This window comes from Peribacillus sp. NPDC097264 (genome assembly GCF_050277925.1).
Classification (GTDB): Bacteria; Bacillota; Bacilli; order Bacillales; family DSM-1321; genus Peribacillus.
Window position 1 is genome coordinate 245,297 of the sequence record NZ_JBNNSR010000002.1, and the last position, 18,848, is coordinate 264,144.

An 18,848-nucleotide genomic window follows, 5' to 3' on the forward strand; every position below is an offset into this window, starting at 1 on the left:
CCGGTTTAACATGGACATTTTCCATATAGAAAAGAGAAAAATAGTCATCTAAGAGATGACTATTCCGCTTTCGTAAATTGTATCGTAACCAATTGCGTAGTCATATCATTGGGTGAAATAGTATACTCAAGCTTTTCATCATTGACAAAAATTTCCGTTTCGTTTGCTCTACCAATATTAATGACAGCTTCTTTTTCTTCAGTAAAATCTATTTCCTCACTTTCATTTTCCTTGATTGTCCCTTGGAAAAGTAATTTCCCTTCACCATTTGTAATACCTACCCATGGCGAACCTTTAGAGGAAACTTTCAATTTGAAAGTATCCGAACCTTTTAACTCATACGTACTATTTTTACCGCTAGAACTGACAACAGTCAAATCCTGCTCAATCTTTTCTTCTTCTTTTTCTTCTTCTACAGCATTGTCTTTATCCTTTTTATCAGCTGTATCTGTTCCTTCTTTCTGGTCTTTATCTACTTTTTCTTCTTTTTCGTTAAACTCATTACTTTCGTTATATCCAACCACTTCATTCGGTTTATCGCTCTTTTTATCATTGTCATTGGACTTACTCATACTATTGGAAACCAACACCCAAATCAATATAGCGACACCAATTACCACGATCACACCTAGGATTTTAGGCAACATCTCTACAAATTTGGAGTCTTTTGCCGGAATCGTCTTACGGGTTTGAACCCTTGAAAGCTGTTCAGGCAGTTCCTCGCTATAGACAGATGGCACGTCGCTCTTGAACTCCTCGAATATTTCATCAGGGTCCAGACCTACAGCTTCACAATATTGCTTGATGAATGCCCGCACATAAAACTTTCCGGGCATCATACTATAATTTCCCTCTTCAATCCCTACAAGATACCGCTTTTGAATCTTTGTCAGTTCCTGTAAATCATCAAGGGTAAGCCCTTTGGCTTCCCTAGTTTCTTTTAATCGATTACCTAATTCAGTCAAATAAAACACCTGCCATTTTAAAAGTCAAAGGATCCAAATTCCGAACCAGAAAACTGATCTTTTTGGTCCACAACTTCATATGTAATTTCTTCTTCTGGATTGTTTCTTAGTTCAATAATATAATCAAAGTCTTCGAGCGTATACTCCGTATTTTGAACAAACACATCTGGATGTTCAATGACTTTGACAGCATCAAGCCTCATTATTTCACGGATAAGCTGCCAATGTCTCTCATTGGCGCGACGGGTTGATACAATTCCGTCTAGAATAAACAAATTATCATTATTGTACTCATCCTCGATAAGTTGACTGCGAATCGTCTGCTTTAGAAGGGTAGATGACACAAACAACCATCTTTTATTCGCACAAACGCTTGATGCAACTATCGATTCGGTCTTTCCGACTCGGGGCATTCCTCGAATACCGATTAACTTGTGACCTTCTTGTTTGAATAGTTCGGCCATAAAGTCCACCAGTAAGCCCAATTCATCACGAACAAATCTGAATGTGTTTTTTTCATCGGCATCACGTTGTATATAACGGCCATGTCTGACCGCAAGCCGATCGCGTAATTTGGGTTCTCTAAGTTTAATGACCTTTATCGTATCCATCGTATGGAGAATGGACTCAAATCTCTCTATATTTCGGCTGTCGTTTGCCCTTAAAAGCAAACCTCGCCTGCCTTGGTCGACACCGTTAATAGTGATGATATTAATGGATAGCATACCCAGCAAAGATGATATGTCCCCTAATAAACCTGGACGGTTAACTTGAATTTCATATTCAAAATACCATTCTTTTTTCTCCACGATAACACTCCTTAAGCCTAGAAGCTTTTATCCAACCATCGAGTATTACTTATCCGTCATACTATTTCATCTTCTTTACTTTTAAATTATTACTGTCTAGATTCTATAATATAGTATTTCTTGATAAGTTAAAAGGAAAAACCCTATAAAAAATCTCCATTTTCATTGAAGGATAGCGGAATATTTTATATAACCAAGATAAAGGCCCCATTACAAGGGTAACGGGGCCTTTATCTTCACATATTTACTTTGTTCCGTTGTTCTCGACTAACTTGACCATTACATTTGCCATTGCTTGTTTTTCCTCATCGCTCGCAACGGACCAAAGATCAGCTAGCACTTTTTCTTGGTCGTTTTGGGGCTCAACCTGCTTAGCTAAGTAATCACCGATTTCGAAAGCCAAGCTATTTACTGTCTCATCATTCAACCCTTGGCGTTCACCCTCATTAAGACGATCTCCCAAGAAATTTTTCCATTGATCCCAATTGTCTAATACAGACATGTGTGGTCACCCTTTCCTTCAAAATAGTACAAGTATATTTTGTGAAGGAAACGATGAAATTATGCATCTTTAAAAATTTTATTCAAGTGTACCAACCGCCATTTACACCAAGGATTTGCCCGGTTATATAAGAAGCCTTATCGGAAAGTAAATAGGAAACGGCTTCCGCCACTTCCTTGGCACTCCCCATCCTGCCCATTGGGATGTCGCCTTTAATGATTTCCAAATCCTCCGCACTAAAAGATTCCAGCATGGAAGTTGAAATCGCGCCAGGGGCGACGGCGTTTACACGAAGTCCATTTAATGATACTTCTTTGCTTAATGCCTTGATAAAGGCATTTTGCCCTCCCTTGACCATCGAATAAAGCACTTCACATGAAGCACCCGTCTGACCCCAGATGGATGTAACTGCGACGATGGCCGCCTTTTCTTGATACATTAATTTAGGCAACAATTCCTTGGTTAATTGAAAAGGGCTGGTCACATGTAGCTGAACCATTTCATTGACAATCTGCTCAGTCATGTCTGATATGAGTCCATAATAACTATTCCCGCTATTAAGGACGATGGCATGAAGAGCAAATATATTTTCCACCAATTTTTTGTAACCGTCCCCGGTAGACAAATCTGCCTGAATCGGGATGAGTTCGACCTGAAATGGACGAAGTTGTTCAATTAGATCATGAATGGCTTCCTCATTGCTATTGTAATGTAAATAAAGTGAATAATTTTCTTCCGCAAGTTTTAAAGCAATTTCCCTGCCGATTCCTCCGCTAGCTCCCGTTATAAGGGCAAAACGCTTTTCCACTTTCATGCCCCCTCTATATGTTATTTAGGAAGTACCTCACAGACCGTCATCCGCTCAACGGAAATTAGATCCTTGGCAATCTGTTCGATGTCTTCCATTTTAAGTTTTTCCAAAACTGCTACCACATCGAATAATTTCATCTCATTGAATGCATACCGCGTAAATTGGTTGGCAATATATTCGGGTGAATTCAGTGAGCGAAGGTAAGAACCAATTTTTTTCTTAATTGTTCTTTGCAAACTTTCTTCACTTAAACCAGTACCTTTTTTAGAATTCTCCAGGATTTCCAACAAAGACTTTGTTAATTTTTCAGGATTGGCCGTGTCTCCACCAATTAAAGCGAAACCAAACCCTTGTTCCTGGGTATAATCATACGAGAAGCTTTGATCAATCAACCCCTCCTCATACAGGCCTTCATGAAGGGATGAACTTTTCCCGAACAGCATTTCTAAGTATATATTCGTTGCCAGTTCCCGCTTCAAAAGTTGTTCGCCTGTTTGAAAAACATCATTGGCCTTGATTCCAATCATCACTTTCGGTGTTTGAACATTCATTTTTAAAATGTCCTTATCCTTAGCTACTGTATCGGGCTCCTTTTCGAATCTCCGTTCGATTTCCGGTTGTTCCCGGTAGTCTTTACCGTTTTGATTATCCCGTATCTGCTTCATCGTTTTCTCCACATCCACTGGTCCTACAACGAATAATAGCATGTTGCTTGGATGATAGAACGTATTGTAACAATCATAAAGCATGTCTTTCGTAATATCTGCGATTGATTCGACTGTGCCTGCGATGTCGATCTTCACAGGATGGTGATGGTACATGTTCGCAATCGTACCAAAATATAAACGCCAATCAGGGTTGTCATCATACATATTAATTTCTTGTCCTATAATGCCTTTTTCCTTCTCGACGGTCTTCTCGGAGAAATAAGGTTCTTGGACGAAGTCTATTAATGTGGTTAAGTTCCTTTCAAAATTCGATGTGCTCGAAAAAAGATAAGCCGTCCTTGTAAACGATGTGAAGGCATTGGCGGACGCACCCTGCTTAGAGAATTGTTGAAACACGTCTCCGTCTTCTTTTTCAAATAACTTATGCTCTAAGAAATGGGCAATTCCATCCGGTACTTTTGTAAATACTTCTTGGTTCAATGGTTTGAAATGGCTGTCAACTGAACCGTACTTTGTCGTAAACGTGGCGAATGATTTGTTAAACTCTTTTTTTGGAAGAATATATACCTCTAATCCATTCTCCATTTTTTCATGATAGAGCTCTTCTTTTAATTGGGCGAATTCAATTTTTTCCATTATTCTTGCACCTCCGTTCCAGATAGGAAGTAAATTGTATCTAGCTCAATCTTTTGGCCAACTTTGATAATATCTTCCTTGGTTGTCTGTTCCGTTTTTTCAAACCATTCATCAAGTGAGATATCTTTCCCCGATAGAACATTATGATAGAGGATTTCGACTAATCCCCTTGATACATCAATGGTTTCTAGAAGTTGATTTTTAATGACAGCTTTCGTTTGCTCCAATTCTTCTTCCGAAAAATTCCCTTGCTTCATTTCCTTCATTTGTTCATGAATGATATCTATCGCCTGCTTATAGTTAGCATTTTCGATGCCAGCCATCACCATTAGAAGTCCCTTATGACTTTCAAGTCTTGAGGCAGCATAATAAGCCAGGCTTGCTTTTTCCCTGACATTGATGAAAAGTTTTGAATGTGAAAAACCGCCAAAAATCCCATTAAACAGCTGGAGGGCATAATAGTCGGGATCTCCATATGAAATATGCGTCCGATACCCCATATTCAACTTCCCTTGTTTCACATCAGCATTCTCAATGATTTCTTGTTCTTTCTCAACTTTTCCCCCTATATTTCTTTGAAGTCGGGCCGGAACCCGTTCCGGAAGGGAAATATATCGGTCAGCCAGCTTCTCCACTTCTGACTCATCAATATCACCAATGACATACAGATCGATATCATCCTGAGCCAGCATTTTTTCATAAAAAGCATAAAGTGATTGTGGAGTAATGGTCTCCAGGTCTTCTAAATTGCCACTGGCCTCCAAAGCATATGGCTCATTTTTACACATTTCCTCGACAAGACGAGTAGCGGAGTATCTCATTTTATCATCATAGATTGACTGAATACGTTGCCTTAATGACCTGATTTCATTGGTAACAGTCTTGGCATCAAAAGCCTCTCCATTTGTTTTGGGATGAAAGATCACTTCAGAAAGCAACGCAAAAGCTTTTTCCAGAAGGGGGGTCGGGTCGCTTAAGAACTTTTCGTTGACGATATCAATGGTAAAGCTCACGACTTGATATTCCCCTTTTTTTGCCACATCGACGTAAAAGCCCGCTCCATATAGATCATCCAAATAAGACCGAAGCTCGGGCGTAGTTGGGAACTTACTTGTACTGCTTTGAAGCACATATGGCAATAAAGCACGGTATGTAACGGAATCTTTAGTCAGTGGAGCTTTCATTTTCAACACGAGCGTGTTTGTTTTATATTTATCCGTATGGACAATATGCAGCTTATATCCGCTTTTTTCTGTAACTGTGTCGGATGCAATAGACATGGATTAATCCTCCTCGATATGGAATGCATTCTTAATTAAGTTATTGTTTGTAGATACGTAATCTTTTAAACATCTCCTTAAAATATACATGTCAAAGGAAAATTCATGCAAGTTGGAGGTACTTTTTTTGTAAAAGTTCCAACTTAACTATCTTTACTCTGTCCCTGACATGAAAAAAACGGTCAGCATTATAATAGCTGACCGTCAAACTTTTACCTGTTTCCTTTGATATACGGCTGACCAGATGCCTTAGGTGCATCTGCGCGACCGATGAATCCAGTTAATGCGATAATTGTTAGAACATAAGGCGCAATTAATAGATAGACAGATGGTATGTCTTTAAAGAATGGTAAGCTTGATCCCACAATACTCAAGCTTTGAGCCAGTCCAAAGAATAAGGCGGCTCCCATAGCCCCGATTGGGTGCCACTTACCAAATATCATGGCCGCAATAGCCATGAACCCTTGACCATTGATGGTCGCATGGTTGAATTCATTAGAAAAGATGGTCGCATATATTGCTCCGCCGATTCCCCCAAAAGCACCTGAAAGAAGAACGCCTGCATACCGAATTTTCGTAACGTTGACACCCATCGTATCAGCGGCCATCGGGTGCTCCCCTACAGCCCGGATTCGTAAGCCGAACGGCGTTTTATAAAGGATATACCATACGACAAATGAAATTAAAATAGCGATATAGACGATATAGTATCCATTCGAGAAGAAGATTGGACCGATGAATGGGATATCGCTTAATAATGGGACATCAATCCTCGGGAATGTTTCCGTAATACGATCTGTTTGTCCTTTATCATAAATCAGCTTGACTAAAAACATCGTGAGCCCGACTGCCAATAAGTTGATGGCGACCCCACTAACCGTTTGGTCCGCCCTGAATGTGATCGACGCAACGGCATGGAGAACCGAAAATAACAATCCGGCAACCATAGCGGCTAAAACTGCCAGCCACGGAGTCCAAGCGCCAAATGTTTCGGCAAAGGTTAAGTTAAATACAATCCCGGTGAAAGCACCAATGACCATTAATCCTTCTAACCCAATATTGATGACGCCAGCCCGTTCAGAAAATACTCCGCCGAGTGCCGTGAATATAAGCGGAGCAGCTAGAGCGATCATTGATGGTACAATAATTTGTAAAACTTGATAAAAGTCCACTTATTTCACCCCTTTCTTAAAACGATTGGCAATCCAACGAATAAAGTAACTGGATGCTACGAAGAAGATGATCAATGCAATGACAATGTCTACAATTTCACTAGGTATGCCTGTTTCAAGTGGCATGTTCAATGCCCCGGCTTTTAGTCCACCGAATAATAAGGCTGCCAACACAACACCGATGGCCGTATTCGCTCCGAGTAACGCGACTGCGATACCATCAAATCCCATACCTGTGAATCCGCCTTTTACGGCAGCATATCCGAATGTACCCAATCCTTCCATCGCTCCAGCAAGACCAGCGAATGCACCTGAAATGACCATGGACAGGATAATGTTCTTATTGACGCTCATCCCTGCGTACTCAGATGCATGCTGATTAAATCCAACCGCTTTCAATTCAAAACCGGTTTTGGTTTTTTCTAAAATGAACCACATGATGATCACACATATGATGGCTACGACAATTCCCCAGTGCATCCGGGAATAATCGGTCATACTTTCAAAGAAAGGTGAACGAAGAGAAGCAGAATCAGCAATTCTCTCTGTTTTATCCAGCTTGTCCGTCAATACGTTCCGGATTAAATAGTTCGTTACATATAAGGCCGTATAATTTAGCATGATAGAAACGATTACTTCGTGTACACGAAATTTCGCTTTTAAATACCCCGGGATAAAGGCCCACAGAGCTCCTGCAGCGGCCCCTGCTAAAATCGCTAAAGGTAAATGAATGATCCCAGGAAGTTCAAAAGCAATTCCTACCCATACTGCAGCCAGCCAGCCTACGATTAATTGTCCTTCAACACCGATATTGAATAGACCCGTACGAAAAGCAAAAGCGACCGCCAAACCGGTAAGGATATAAGGGATGATCGTCCTGACTGATTCTCCCACATAATAAGAATCCCCAACAATGCCGCCAAGCATGGAACCATATCCTGCAATTGGATCGTATCCACTGACCAACATGATGATAGCCCCTACAATTAAACCGAGGATGACGGCAATCACCGGGTTTAGTAATTTGGATAAATATTTAGATACAAACTTCATGATTTTGTCTTTAGTCATGTTGTTTCTCACCTGCTCCCGTCCGTTTACTGCCAGCCATAAGAAGCCCAAGTTCCTGTTCTGTCGTTTCTTTAGGATTGACAATGGCCACGATTTCTCCCTCGTATATAACAGCAATTCTATCGCTCACATTCATGATTTCATCCAGTTCGAATGAGATGAGAAGTACCGCCTTGCCCGCATCACGTTGTTCAATCAAACGTTTATGAATAAATTCAATCGCTCCAACATCGAGTCCTCGAGTGGGCTGTGCGGCAATCAATAAATCCGGGTTTCTATCAACTTCCCGGCCGATGATTGCTTTCTGCTGGTTTCCTCCCGATAGAGCCCTTGCAGGTGTATACTCACTTGGTGTACGAACATCATAAGATTTAATTAAAGAACGAGCTTTTTCGAATATTTTTCTTGAATTCAAGATTCCACCTTTGGAAAATGGCTGTTGATAATACGTTTGCAGGACAATGTTTTCCCCAATGCTATAATCGAGGACCAAGCCATGCTTATGACGGTCTTCCGGGATATGTCCTACCCCTGATTCCGTAATTTTCCGTGGTTTTAGATTCCGGATTTCCTTGCCATTCAATTGAATGCTACCAGCTGTCGTTTTCCTTAAACCGGCCAAAGCCTCAATGAGTTCGGATTGACCATTGCCATCCACTCCTGCGATACCGACGATTTCTCCAGCACGGACGGTTAAATCCAGGTTCCTTACGGCTGAAACTCCCCTGGCATCCTTCACTTCAAGTCCTTTTACATCTAAAACGACATCCGTTGGGGTACCTTCCGTTTTTTCCGTTTTAAATAGGACTTCCCGGCCAACCATTAAACTAGCTAGTTCATTGGGGTTTGTTTCACTGACAGTAACCGTCCCAATTCCTTGTCCTTTACGGATGACTGTCACACGATCACAAACTTCCATGATTTCCTTAAGTTTGTGGGTGATCAAAATGATAGATTTCCCTTCTCTAACGAGCGCCTTCATAATCGTTATCAGCTCTTTAATCTCTTGAGGGGTCAATACGGCCGTAGGTTCATCGAATATGAGAATCTCTGCCCCACGGTAGAGTGTTTTCAAAATTTCGACACGTTGTTGCATCCCTATCGAAATGTCGGCAATTTTCGCATGAGGGTCAACACGAAGCTGGTATTGTTCCGATAGTTTCCGAACTTCTTCACTCGCCTCTTTTAAATCGATTTTCCCAGCCTTTGAAGGTTCTTTTCCCAAAATGATATTTTCAGTGACAGTAAAAGGATCAACAAGCATAAAATGCTGATGCACCATCCCGATTCCTAAATCATTTGCAATATTCGGACTTGTGATTTTATGGGGCTCTCCATTCACTCGAATTTCCCCTTGTTCTGGTTGGTAAAGACCAAACAGAACATTCATCAATGTCGATTTTCCGGCACCATTTTCACCCAATAATGCGTGAATCTCCCCTTTTTTCACTTGAAGGGTTACATTATCATTAGCGACGATTCCAGGAAACTCCTTTCGGATGTTCAGCATCTCAATTACATAATCCACGTATAATCAACCCCTAAATGAGTGTATATGAAACTTAACTAGAAGATTGGCTTATCCCTACCTTATTAGAAAAAACCAAATGAGAAACTATGAATCTTTCATAGTCTTTCATTCATTTTTTTCCACCAGCGTTTTTGGGGAAAAGAAGGAATAGGAAAATGTTCCCTACTCCCTCTCGATCTTTCTGATTATAATTCTTCTTGGAATTTTTTGAATTCATCATCCGTGCCAGGAACCACTAAATCACCTGACTTGATTTTCGCAGTCCATTCTTCTACTGCTTTTAAAGATTCTTCAGAAACATTGTCTTTCGATTCTGAAATGCCTACACCATTCTCTTCGATACCATATTCAATGGTTTCTCCACCAGGGAATTTTCCATCCTTCGCTTTTGTAGAAAGGTCTTTAACCGCAATATCAACGCGTTTAATCATGGATGTTAATGTAACATTTTCATCTGTTCCTGGAACATCTCCCAGTTTAACTTGATCACTATCCACACCAATTACATAAATTTCTCTCTTAGGATCTTTTTGTTTTTGTTCCACTGCTTCAGTGAATACACCTTTACCCGTACCGCCAGCAGCATGATAAATGATATCTGCTCCTGAAGAGTACATAGACCCAGCAGTAGATTTACCGATATCAGCCTTATTGAAATCACCGGCATACTTGACTTCTACTTTTGCTTTCGGGTTTACTGCCAATACACCAGCTTTGAATCCGATTTCGAATTTTTTGATTAATTCGGATTCAACTCCGCCGATAAAACCGACTTTGTTCGTTTTCGTTTGAAGTCCAGCTATAACCCCAACCAAGAAGGAACCTTGCTGTTCTTTGAAATTAATACTTGCAACATTCGGTTTATCCACAATAGTATCAACGATAGCAAAATGTGAATCAGGACGTTGGTCAGCTACTTCTTCAACTGACTCTGCTAATAAGAAACCAATGGCATAAATCAAACTGTAATCTTCGCGGACAAGCGTATTCAAGTTCTTTGCATAGTCAGCATCCGATTTTGATTGCAGGTAATTGTATCCATCCTTACCTTTTTTCAAGTTATTTTCTTTCCCGAAGTCCTGAATTCCTACCCAAGCGGATTGGTTGAAAGACTCATCATCAACCCCACCCGTATCGGTCACCATCGCTACTGTGAAATTATCTTTCTTGTCTTTCCCAGTAGAAGATTCTTTATCATCGTCCTCTGAATTACCACAAGCCCCCAATAATGTACCAGCAGCAAGAACAAGCGAAAGAGCTAAACCCAATTTACGCTTTTTCATTTTTTTTCCTCCTAAGATTGATAGTTTGAGCAGGAATGTTCTGAAAAGTCATTCATGTTTGCGTTTTCAATGGTCCGCAAAAAACGAAACGGTTAACGGTGTGCCATAGTGGTAACAAACGTTTGCATTCATCCTTATGTAAGGGACTATGCCTACACCCGTTTCCGAAGGACATGAAAACTGAACATATTGGCTTTAAAGTAGTTAACAGAATACAAGATAGGCTGGTCCCAGTCATCCAGATGCATCTGCTTTAGAACGAGCAAGGCAGCTTCAGGCGTACATTTAAGGATAGGAGAAACCTTCTCATGGTATCCGATAGGCTCTATTTCAGCTACGGCATGGGTGATTTTCCTATCAGCGTCCCTTTCCAATATATCAAAAAGAGACTCATCATTACGGTCGAAATTCACCGAGAGAATAGATTCAGGAATTTTATCGATACAGTAGATGACAGGCTCACCATTCGCTGTTCTCACACGTTCAATGATCACGATGCGTTCATCCGGTGTACATGAAAACCTGCGGATATCCTCTTCTGTTGGTTCTTGAGTCGTCGAACTTAAGAAAAACGTCCCCGGCTTCATCCCTGCCTCCTCAATCATATCCGTGACACTTTTTAGTTGCTCGATACCCGAAGTGAACCGTGGCTTAGGATTGACGAAGGTTCCGACTCCATGGCGGCGAATGATGATATTTTCTTCTTCTAAAATTCGCAGTGCTTCACGAAGCGTCGCTCTACTCACTCCTAGCTTTTTTGCAAGATCGAATTCAGAAGGAAATTTTTCATTTTCCTTGTAAACTCCTGATTCAATATCTTGCTTCAGGTAATCAATGACCTGCAAATATAAATGTCGACTATCTGATTTAATAGACATACAGTTTCCCCCAGCTTGTTTCTTAAGACATCAGACATCTGATGTTGAATCATTCCTACTAATCGAAAATAATATAACATTTTTTCAACTATAAATAAATAGAGTTTTACTAATTAACTGAAAAGAATTTAGTAGAATATACCCCCCTATTTTCTTCCACGTAGTAAAAACGTTGCAAATCTTACGATTATTTGCCCTAATCCAACTATTGGTCATGGGTAAAATTCTTATTGCTAAAATGACACTGCTTTCTTTCCAAGAATCCGTTTTGCTGTATAATAGAACTTATCTTCTTTGAAGGGATGATCGAATTATGTTAAACATTACAGAATATACCGTAGAAAAATTGACCGACCCATTCGGAATCTTATCCGGAGACCGCTTTGAATACTTTTTAGATATTGAAGTTCCGGAAGAGGACGAACTCTTTTCAGAGAACGGTTTATATATCCGGGTTTTATTTGTTGTCGAAGAACAGAATGGCAGACTTGTTAAATATGACATTCTAGAAAAAGGCAGCGATCAACTGTTTGATTTCGAGTTAGAAGATGAAGAAGTAGCCATGATTACTGCCTTCTGCCTAGAGCATCTAGACGAAGCGACAGTAAATTAAAAAATACCGGGCAGCTGCCCGGTATTTTTTTATACCTAAGATAAATGTGCTTCATCATGATCATCTTTGGAAATTAACACATTACGTGGTTTACTTCCTTCATATGGACCGACGATTCCCCTTGCTTCCATTTCATCGATTAACCTTGCAGCCCGCGTATAGCCAATCCTGAAACGACGCTGAAGCATCGAGACAGAAGCTGTCTGCATTTCGGTAATTAAAGCCACCGCTTCCCCATATAAACTATCTTCGACTTCACCGCTTGACGTCTCCGGTATCTCATCCGGAATCATTTCTTCGTTGTACTGAGCTTTCTGTTGGGAAATGACGAAAGTGACCACTTCTTCAACTTCATGATCGGATAAGAAAGCCCCTTGGACGCGAATTGGTTTTGAAGATCCAACAGGTAAAAATAGCATATCTCCACGTCCTAGCAGTTTCTCCGCACCTCCCATATCGAGTATGGTTCTTGAATCCGTTGAGGAGGAGACACTAAAAGCGATCCTGGATGGGATGTTGGCCTTGATGACACCCGTAATAACATCTACAGAGGGTCGCTGAGTGGCTATGATTAAGTGGATGCCCGCTGCCCTTGCCATCTGTGCAAGACGTGTGATAGCATCCTCCACGTCATTTGAAGCCACCATCATCAAATCAGCCAGTTCATCGACTATCACTACTATATAAGGTAACAACGGTTGTTTGGAATCTTCCTCACTGTTAAAACGGTTTACGTAATCGTTATAGCCTTCTATATTACGCGTACCCGTATGTGAAAAGAGCTCGTAGCGTCGTTCCATTTCACTGACCACTTTTTGCAAAGCTTGGGCCGCTTTTTTCGGATTAGTCACGACTGGTGCCAGTAAATGTGGAATCCCGTTATAGACATTGAGTTCCACCATTTTCGGATCAATCATCATCATCTTCACTTCATGAGGTTTTGCCCGCATCAAGATACTTGTGATAATGCCGTTGATACAGACGGATTTACCACTGCCTGTAGCCCCCGCTACCAGTAAATGGGGCATTTTATTTAGTTCCGCCTTAACCGCTTCACCGGAAATATTTCGGCCTAGACCAATTTGCAGCTTGGCATCCGGCTTGTCCACTTCTTTTGCATCCAATACTTCTCTAAGGGAAACCATTGCCACCTCGGAATTCGGTACCTCAATCCCAATCGCCGATTTACCTGGAATCGGTGCTTCCATCCGGATATCTTTAGCTGCAAGTGCCAGTGCAAGGTCATCGGAAAGGCTCACTATTTTACTGACTTTCACCCCTACATCCGGATGCACTTCATATTTAGTGACAGCCGGTCCCAAATAAACTTGAGTGACTCTTGCTTTGACCCCAAAGCTCTGAAAAGTGCGTTCGAGCTTTGCCGCATTTTCATGAATTAATTGATACTCTCCACTTTGATCCGTTTTTTTCGGTTGCGATAACAAGGAAAGTGGCGGTAGAGCATATTCTTTATTTTCTACTTCCGTAAAATCGATGGCGGGAACAGGATCGTCATGTTCTTCTTCAACTTCAGCCGAAGGTAGCGTTTCAGCAGACGGTTGTTCATCCTTTTCATCATCACCGTATGCTTTATCTGCAAAGCTTGAAATAATACGCTCTGTCGCCACTTGTTGTGTCTCTTCTACCTGCTGTATGGCATGAACCTCTTCTTCCACTGGTTCTTTTTCACGTTTTTTCTTTTTGACCGGATCTTTTTTCTTCTGTTTCTTATCGTTATTCCAGGTTTTCATATCATCACTAAACGCGGTCCATTGCCTTTTAACAAAGCTACCAAGGGCGAAGGCAAATTTACCAAGAGTATCGCCTAGTGTTTTCCCAGTCAGTAATACAATCCCAATGATTATTAGGACGATGGATACGATTTTTGAACCCGCTTCATCGAACAAGAAATAAGAAGCAGCGAATAAAACAGCACCAACCATCCCACCGCCAAGATCCTTTGTGCTAGCATTTCCGGTCACTTCCATCCAGAACAATTCCCAAGTATTCGAAATGACACTTGGCTTTGCGAAAGGACCACCTTCGGCCAATAAATTAAAGAGGGTGACATGACTAAGCAGTAGCATACTCGCAACAATGAAATACAAGCCAATTAACTGCCGTTTCAGTAAATATGGAACTTCTCTTTTAATCATCAAATAAAAGCCCGCCGCTATTGCCCCTAATAAAAAGAGAATATACCACTCCCCCATAAAGAAACGGACTAAAAGGACGGTACCATTTCCCACTGCCCCTAGTTTTGCAATGGCAATGACGGCCAGACTTATTATGATTAGGCCAATCAATTCATATTTAAGCGTAATCTTTAATTTTTCTGTACTTTTCTTTTTCCTTTTTTTCTTCTTCACCATAAAATCACCTGATTCTTCTTGAAACTTCTTTTTTCCATTCATATGGTACAACTCAATAGGAAACAAACGTTCGTTCAACGATTATATCAAAAAAATATCATGTTGTCCCTTGATCGTGTCTTATCTAACATGAAAAAACAAACCAATGAATAAAGCAGCCAAAGGGCTGCTAATTTTTTCATTAGTATATCATAATTTCTCTCCGTTGGTCCTTTTTTCTAATTTCTCAACGCTTCGAATACATTGACGACTTCACCAGGCTGTACATTGGTCTTCATGTAATCCTCAGGATTCGTACTCACGATCCGATCAATGCGAAACGAACTTCCTCCTTCATGTTCCACCATAACATGAACCCCATTCACCTTCATTTCAATCATTTGTGCAATTTTCTCATGGGGATGAGGGAAGATGATTTCTTCTGGAACAATCGTATAAAGTGTCATTGCAGTAGCCCCTCTTCTCCTTTATTTGTACTTCTTTCCTCCATGAATTCATTCAGTTTCCTCATCGCCTGCCCTACTCCTCCGACACCATCAATCATTCCTACATCGACCGCTTCCACCCCGATTACATTCGTGCCTATATCCCTCGTTAAATTTCCTTTAGCGAACATTAGATCTTTAAAACTGTCTTCGGTAACATTGGAATGCCGTGTGACAAACTTTATGACCCGTTCCTGCATTTTATCTAAGTATTCAAATGTTTGCGGTACTCCAATGACCATACCTGTCAACCTAATAGGATGGATCGTCATGGTCGCCGTCTCTGCTATAAAGGAATAATCACAAGATACAGCAATCGGCACCCCAATGGAATGTCCGCCTCCTAAAACGATGGAGACGGACGGCTTAGACAAGGAAGCTAACATCTCGGCAATGGCTAGTCCCGCTTCCACGTCTCCTCCGACGGTATTTAAAATGACAAGTAACCCCTCAATATTAGGATTTTGTTCAATCGCAACAATTTGAGGAATAACATGCTCATACTTTGTCGTTTTATTTTGTGGAGGAAGTTGCATGTGACCTTCAATTTGACCAATGATCGTCAAACAATGGATTTTTGAGTCTTTCGATAATTGTGGGACACTTGTTGTTCCCAACTGCTGAATCTTCTCAATTAAAGTTGAATTTTTACCTTCCTGTCGTCCTTCATTTTCATTTGGTAATGGTGTATCCACTTATGGCAACCCCTTTCTCAAAAGCCTATGCCCTTATTATGTCTCGAGTCTTAAACTTCATTCTTCCAGTCAGATAGCCTGCATGAGAAAAAGCCTTGCCCCTTATAAAAATCGAAATCGAAAGGAATACAAAAAGACAGAAACGTTGTATGAACGTTGCCGCCTTTTGCATTTTCGCTTATTTTACTTGAAAAAGGGGGTATGAAAATCCCTTCTTTATTAATATTCCATGATGATGGGTAATATCATCGGACGACGCTTTGTTTTTTCATAGAAGAATTGGTTTAGCGCATCACGCATTTCCTGTTTCAGCGTGGACCAATCGAAAGGCTGACGAGAACCGTTTTTCTTCACTATCTCATTGACAATGGCTGTTGCTTCCGTCATCATTTTTTCTGATTCACGTACATATACGAATCCACGGGAGATGATTTCCGGACCTGCAGCAATGCTCTTATCTTGTCGATTCAACGTGACCACAACAATCAATATACCATCTTGTGATAACAGACGGCGATCACGGAGTACGATATTCCCGACATCACCAACACCACTGCCATCAATTAAAATATTTCCAGCAGTTACCTTGCCTGAAAGGGCAATCTTATCACCATTCATTTCAATGACGTCACCTTTTTCAGCAATCATAATGTTTTCCGGCTTGATTCCGGCAGAGATACCTACTTTTTGGTGAGAATAAAGGTGACGGTATTCCCCATGTACCGGTATGAAAAACTTAGGGTTCATCAGGTTGATCATCATTTTCAATTCTTCCTGACTACCATGGCCCGTAACATGGACCTTATATTTATTAGAAGAAACGACTTCCGCACCCACCCGGTAAAGTAAGTCGACGGTTTTTGATAGAATGAGTTCTCCACCCTGTAGTGGGGACGCACTGATCAAGACCGTATCCCCTTTCTTAATCGTAACTTGCTTATGAGTCTGCTTCGCCATTTTTTGAAGTGCCGCTATCGGCTCCCCCTGATGACCCGTTGATAACACCACAATTTCACGGTCTTCGTATTGGCTGATTTCACTGACCGGAATGATTAAATCTTCTTCCACTTTTAAGTAACCTAGATTTAAGGCTGTTTCATATACCCGCTTCAGACTTTTTCCAACAACGGCCACTTTCCTCTTATTCGCTGCAGCCGCGTTGAAAACATGCTGAATTCGATTTACGTTCGAAGCAAAGCAGGCAACGATAATTCTTCCGGATGTGGACCGGAAAGCTTCGGTAATATCCTTGGCCACTACCGCTTCGGATGGTGTATAGCCTGGTTTCTCCGCTCCTGTGCTATCAGATAGGAGACATAGGACCCCTTCTTCTCCTATACTTGCCATTTTGCCTATTTCCGGTTTATACAGTTCGGTCGCAGCTTGATCAAACTTGAAATCACCGGTGTAGACGATGGCCCCTTCACGAGTATGGATGACCACTCCCACAGAATCAGGGATACTATGGTTCGTACGGAAAAAGGAAACAGCAGCCTCTGGGAAACTCAAAAGGGAATCAGAGTCAATCTCAGTAAAAATTGCCCGGCCATTAAAGCCATCTTCCTTCAACTTAGTCTTAATCAACGCTAGTGTTAACTTTGTCCCATAAACAGGAACAGGTAAATACTTCAATACATAAGCTAGGGCTCCCATATGATCTTCATGACCATGCGTTATAAAAATCCCCTGAATCCGTTCTTTGTTATCCATCAAATAAGAAATATCAGGTATAACAGCATCGATGCCAAGCATTTCTTCTTCCGGCAACATCAAACCTGCATCCAAAAGATAAAGGTCATCGTTCACCTCAACTACATACATATTTTTACCAAGTTCCCCTTGTCCCCCAAGAGAAATCACTTTAATTCCATTATTTTTATCTTTACCCAATCGAATATCCTCCTTAAAAAATAGCCGTTCATAAGTTCCAATGATTTCATTATAACTCAAGTTCAAAAAACATGACAACACATACCATTTTTAGAAAGATTTTTTCCTCTACTTGGCCATGCGTATATGTATAGGTCCCACTTCTCAATTTTTGTCTTTTTTAAAGAAAAGACTATTAGAAGTATAAGCCTTTATCCTATAACTGGAAAGAAAATAATACGGGAATCCCAAAACTAATCATTCTATGTAAAAACAAGCCAATCATTAAACGATCAGCTTGTTTGGTGAATTTTTATTTATTTAAGACGGATATGAGCGTTAAGCGCTCTTTTTCAGTCAATGGTACAATTGGTAACCTGACTGAGCCTACATCTATGCCACGAATTTGAAGAGCCGTTTTAACAGGCGCAGGGCTTGGTGCTGCAAATAAGCCTTTTATGAGCGGGAGTAGCTCCTGATGAAGTCTCGCCGCTTCCGATAAGTTCCCAGTGACGAAAGCTTCAACAATTTTCTGCATTTCATTCCCGGCTACATGGGAAGCAACCGATACGACCCCAACCCCACCGATTGCTAGTACAGGAAGGGTTAAAGCATCATCGCCACTATATAAAGCGAAATCTTCATCCGTTTCGGCAATGATTTGGGTCATGGCGTTTAAATCGCCGCTCGCCTCTTTCACAGCCACGATATTCGGTATTTCCGCAAGGCGAATAATGGTCTCCGGTTCAATATTGACCGAAGCACGTCCCGGAATGTTATAAACCATGACCGGCAATGTCGTACTTTCGGCAATCGCTTTAAAATGTTGGTATAGGCCTTCCTGATTCGTTTTACTATAATAAGGAGCCACCAACATGATTGCGTCGGCGCCATTCTTTTCTGCTTTTTTAGTCAGCTCAATAGAAGCATATGTGTTATTGCTCCCAGTTCCCATGATGATTGGCACCCGTTTTTCTACAACCTTGGTGACATGGCGAAGCAAGGCTATCTTCTCTTCCGAGGATAATGTCGGTGATTCCCCAGTTGTACCCGCAAGTACAAGCGAATCCGTTCCGTTCGATAATAAGTAATTGACTAATTTAGTTGTTTTTTGAAAATCAACGTTTCCCTTGCTATCGAAAGGGGTGACCATTGCGGTTGATACTCTACCAAATATCATTATTTAACACCTCTTTAATTTTTAAAAC

At 40.9% G+C, this 18,848-nt stretch carries 17 protein-coding genes; 1 reads left to right on the top strand and 16 read right to left on the bottom strand.

Features of this window, described 5'->3' with window-relative positions:
- Positions 1 to 59 precede the first annotated feature (59 nt).
- The 11 genes from ACQKL0_RS03825 to ACQKL0_RS03875 form a co-directional block, all read right to left on the bottom strand.
- Positions 60 to 974 (bottom strand): RodZ domain-containing protein, encoded by a 915-nt coding sequence (locus tag ACQKL0_RS03825; RefSeq protein ID WP_427651441.1) that lies wholly within the window; start codon positions 972 to 974, stop codon positions 60 to 62.
- Between the two features lie 8 nt (positions 975 to 982).
- On the bottom strand, positions 983 to 1,774 hold the full coding sequence (locus ACQKL0_RS03830; protein ID WP_402868453.1) for a DUF3388 domain-containing protein: 792 nt from the start codon (positions 1,772 to 1,774) through the stop codon (positions 983 to 985).
- A gap of 244 nt (positions 1,775 to 2,018) precedes the next feature.
- On the bottom strand, positions 2,019 to 2,276 hold the full coding sequence (locus tag ACQKL0_RS03835) for a DUF3243 domain-containing protein (RefSeq protein ID WP_402868451.1): 258 nt from the start codon (positions 2,274 to 2,276) through the stop codon (positions 2,019 to 2,021).
- Between the two features lie 82 nt (positions 2,277 to 2,358).
- Positions 2,359 to 3,084: an elongation factor P 5-aminopentanone reductase gene (gene ymfI / locus ACQKL0_RS03840; RefSeq protein ID WP_407407618.1), complete on the bottom strand. Its 726-nt coding sequence runs from the start codon at positions 3,082 to 3,084 to the stop codon at positions 2,359 to 2,361.
- 20 nt (positions 3,085 to 3,104) lie between these two features.
- Complete coding sequence (gene yfmH / locus ACQKL0_RS03845) at positions 3,105 to 4,391, bottom strand: EF-P 5-aminopentanol modification-associated protein YfmH (protein WP_427651443.1); 1,287 nt, start codon at positions 4,389 to 4,391, stop codon at positions 3,105 to 3,107.
- Positions 4,391 to 5,671, bottom strand: coding sequence for an EF-P 5-aminopentanol modification-associated protein YfmF (yfmF, locus tag ACQKL0_RS03850; RefSeq protein ID WP_402868445.1), 1,281 nt, complete (start codon positions 5,669 to 5,671; stop codon positions 4,391 to 4,393). Before yfmF ends, yfmH begins: the two co-directional genes overlap by 1 nt.
- Positions 5,672 to 5,883: 212 nt before the next feature.
- Complete coding sequence (locus tag ACQKL0_RS03855) at positions 5,884 to 6,843, bottom strand: ABC transporter permease (RefSeq protein WP_402987978.1); 960 nt, start codon at positions 6,841 to 6,843, stop codon at positions 5,884 to 5,886.
- Positions 6,844 to 7,914: an ABC transporter permease gene (locus ACQKL0_RS03860; RefSeq protein ID WP_402987972.1), complete on the bottom strand. Its 1,071-nt coding sequence runs from the start codon at positions 7,912 to 7,914 to the stop codon at positions 6,844 to 6,846.
- The gene (locus ACQKL0_RS03865; protein WP_402987964.1) at positions 7,907 to 9,442 is read right to left on the bottom strand and encodes an ABC transporter ATP-binding protein; all 1,536 of its coding nucleotides are present in this window, start codon (positions 9,440 to 9,442) and stop codon (positions 7,907 to 7,909) included. The genes ACQKL0_RS03860 and ACQKL0_RS03865 overlap by 8 nt, the downstream gene beginning before the upstream one ends.
- A gap of 188 nt (positions 9,443 to 9,630) precedes the next feature.
- Positions 9,631 to 10,728: a BMP family lipoprotein gene (locus ACQKL0_RS03870; protein ID WP_427686368.1), complete on the bottom strand. Its 1,098-nt coding sequence runs from the start codon at positions 10,726 to 10,728 to the stop codon at positions 9,631 to 9,633.
- Positions 10,729 to 10,880: 152 nt separating this feature from the next.
- On the bottom strand, positions 10,881 to 11,606 hold the full coding sequence (locus ACQKL0_RS03875; protein WP_402868435.1) for a GntR family transcriptional regulator: 726 nt from the start codon (positions 11,604 to 11,606) through the stop codon (positions 10,881 to 10,883).
- Positions 11,607 to 11,919: 313 nt separating this feature from the next.
- Here ACQKL0_RS03875 and ACQKL0_RS03880 point away from each other — a divergent pair, with 313 nt between their 5' ends.
- A complete protein-coding gene (locus tag ACQKL0_RS03880) occupies positions 11,920 to 12,219 on the top strand; it encodes a DUF6509 family protein (RefSeq protein ID WP_402868433.1) in 300 nt (99 codons plus the stop codon).
- A 35-nt stretch (positions 12,220 to 12,254) separates the two neighbouring features.
- Here the strand turns inward: ACQKL0_RS03880 and ACQKL0_RS03885 are convergent, their stop codons facing one another.
- The 5 genes from ACQKL0_RS03885 to dapA all read right to left on the bottom strand — a co-directional run bounded on the left by ACQKL0_RS03885 (position 12,255) and on the right by dapA (position 18,823).
- A complete protein-coding gene (locus ACQKL0_RS03885) occupies positions 12,255 to 14,588 on the bottom strand; it encodes a DNA translocase FtsK (RefSeq protein WP_427686370.1) in 2,334 nt (777 codons plus the stop codon).
- 221 nt (positions 14,589 to 14,809) lie between these two features.
- The gene (locus ACQKL0_RS03890) at positions 14,810 to 15,037 is read right to left on the bottom strand and encodes a YlzJ-like family protein (RefSeq protein WP_427686372.1); all 228 of its coding nucleotides are present in this window, start codon (positions 15,035 to 15,037) and stop codon (positions 14,810 to 14,812) included.
- Positions 15,034 to 15,771, bottom strand: a complete 738-nt coding sequence (locus tag ACQKL0_RS03895; RefSeq protein ID WP_402868430.1) for a ClpP family protease — start codon at positions 15,769 to 15,771, stop codon at positions 15,034 to 15,036. The genes ACQKL0_RS03890 and ACQKL0_RS03895 overlap by 4 nt, the downstream gene beginning before the upstream one ends.
- Before the next feature lie 219 nt (positions 15,772 to 15,990).
- Positions 15,991 to 17,661, bottom strand: a complete 1,671-nt coding sequence (locus ACQKL0_RS03900; RefSeq protein WP_402868428.1) for a ribonuclease J — start codon at positions 17,659 to 17,661, stop codon at positions 15,991 to 15,993.
- A gap of 292 nt (positions 17,662 to 17,953) precedes the next feature.
- Entirely contained in the window at positions 17,954 to 18,823 is an 870-nt protein-coding gene (gene dapA, locus ACQKL0_RS03905) for a 4-hydroxy-tetrahydrodipicolinate synthase (RefSeq protein WP_402868575.1), read from the bottom strand.
- Positions 18,824 to 18,848: the final 25 nt, after the last annotated feature.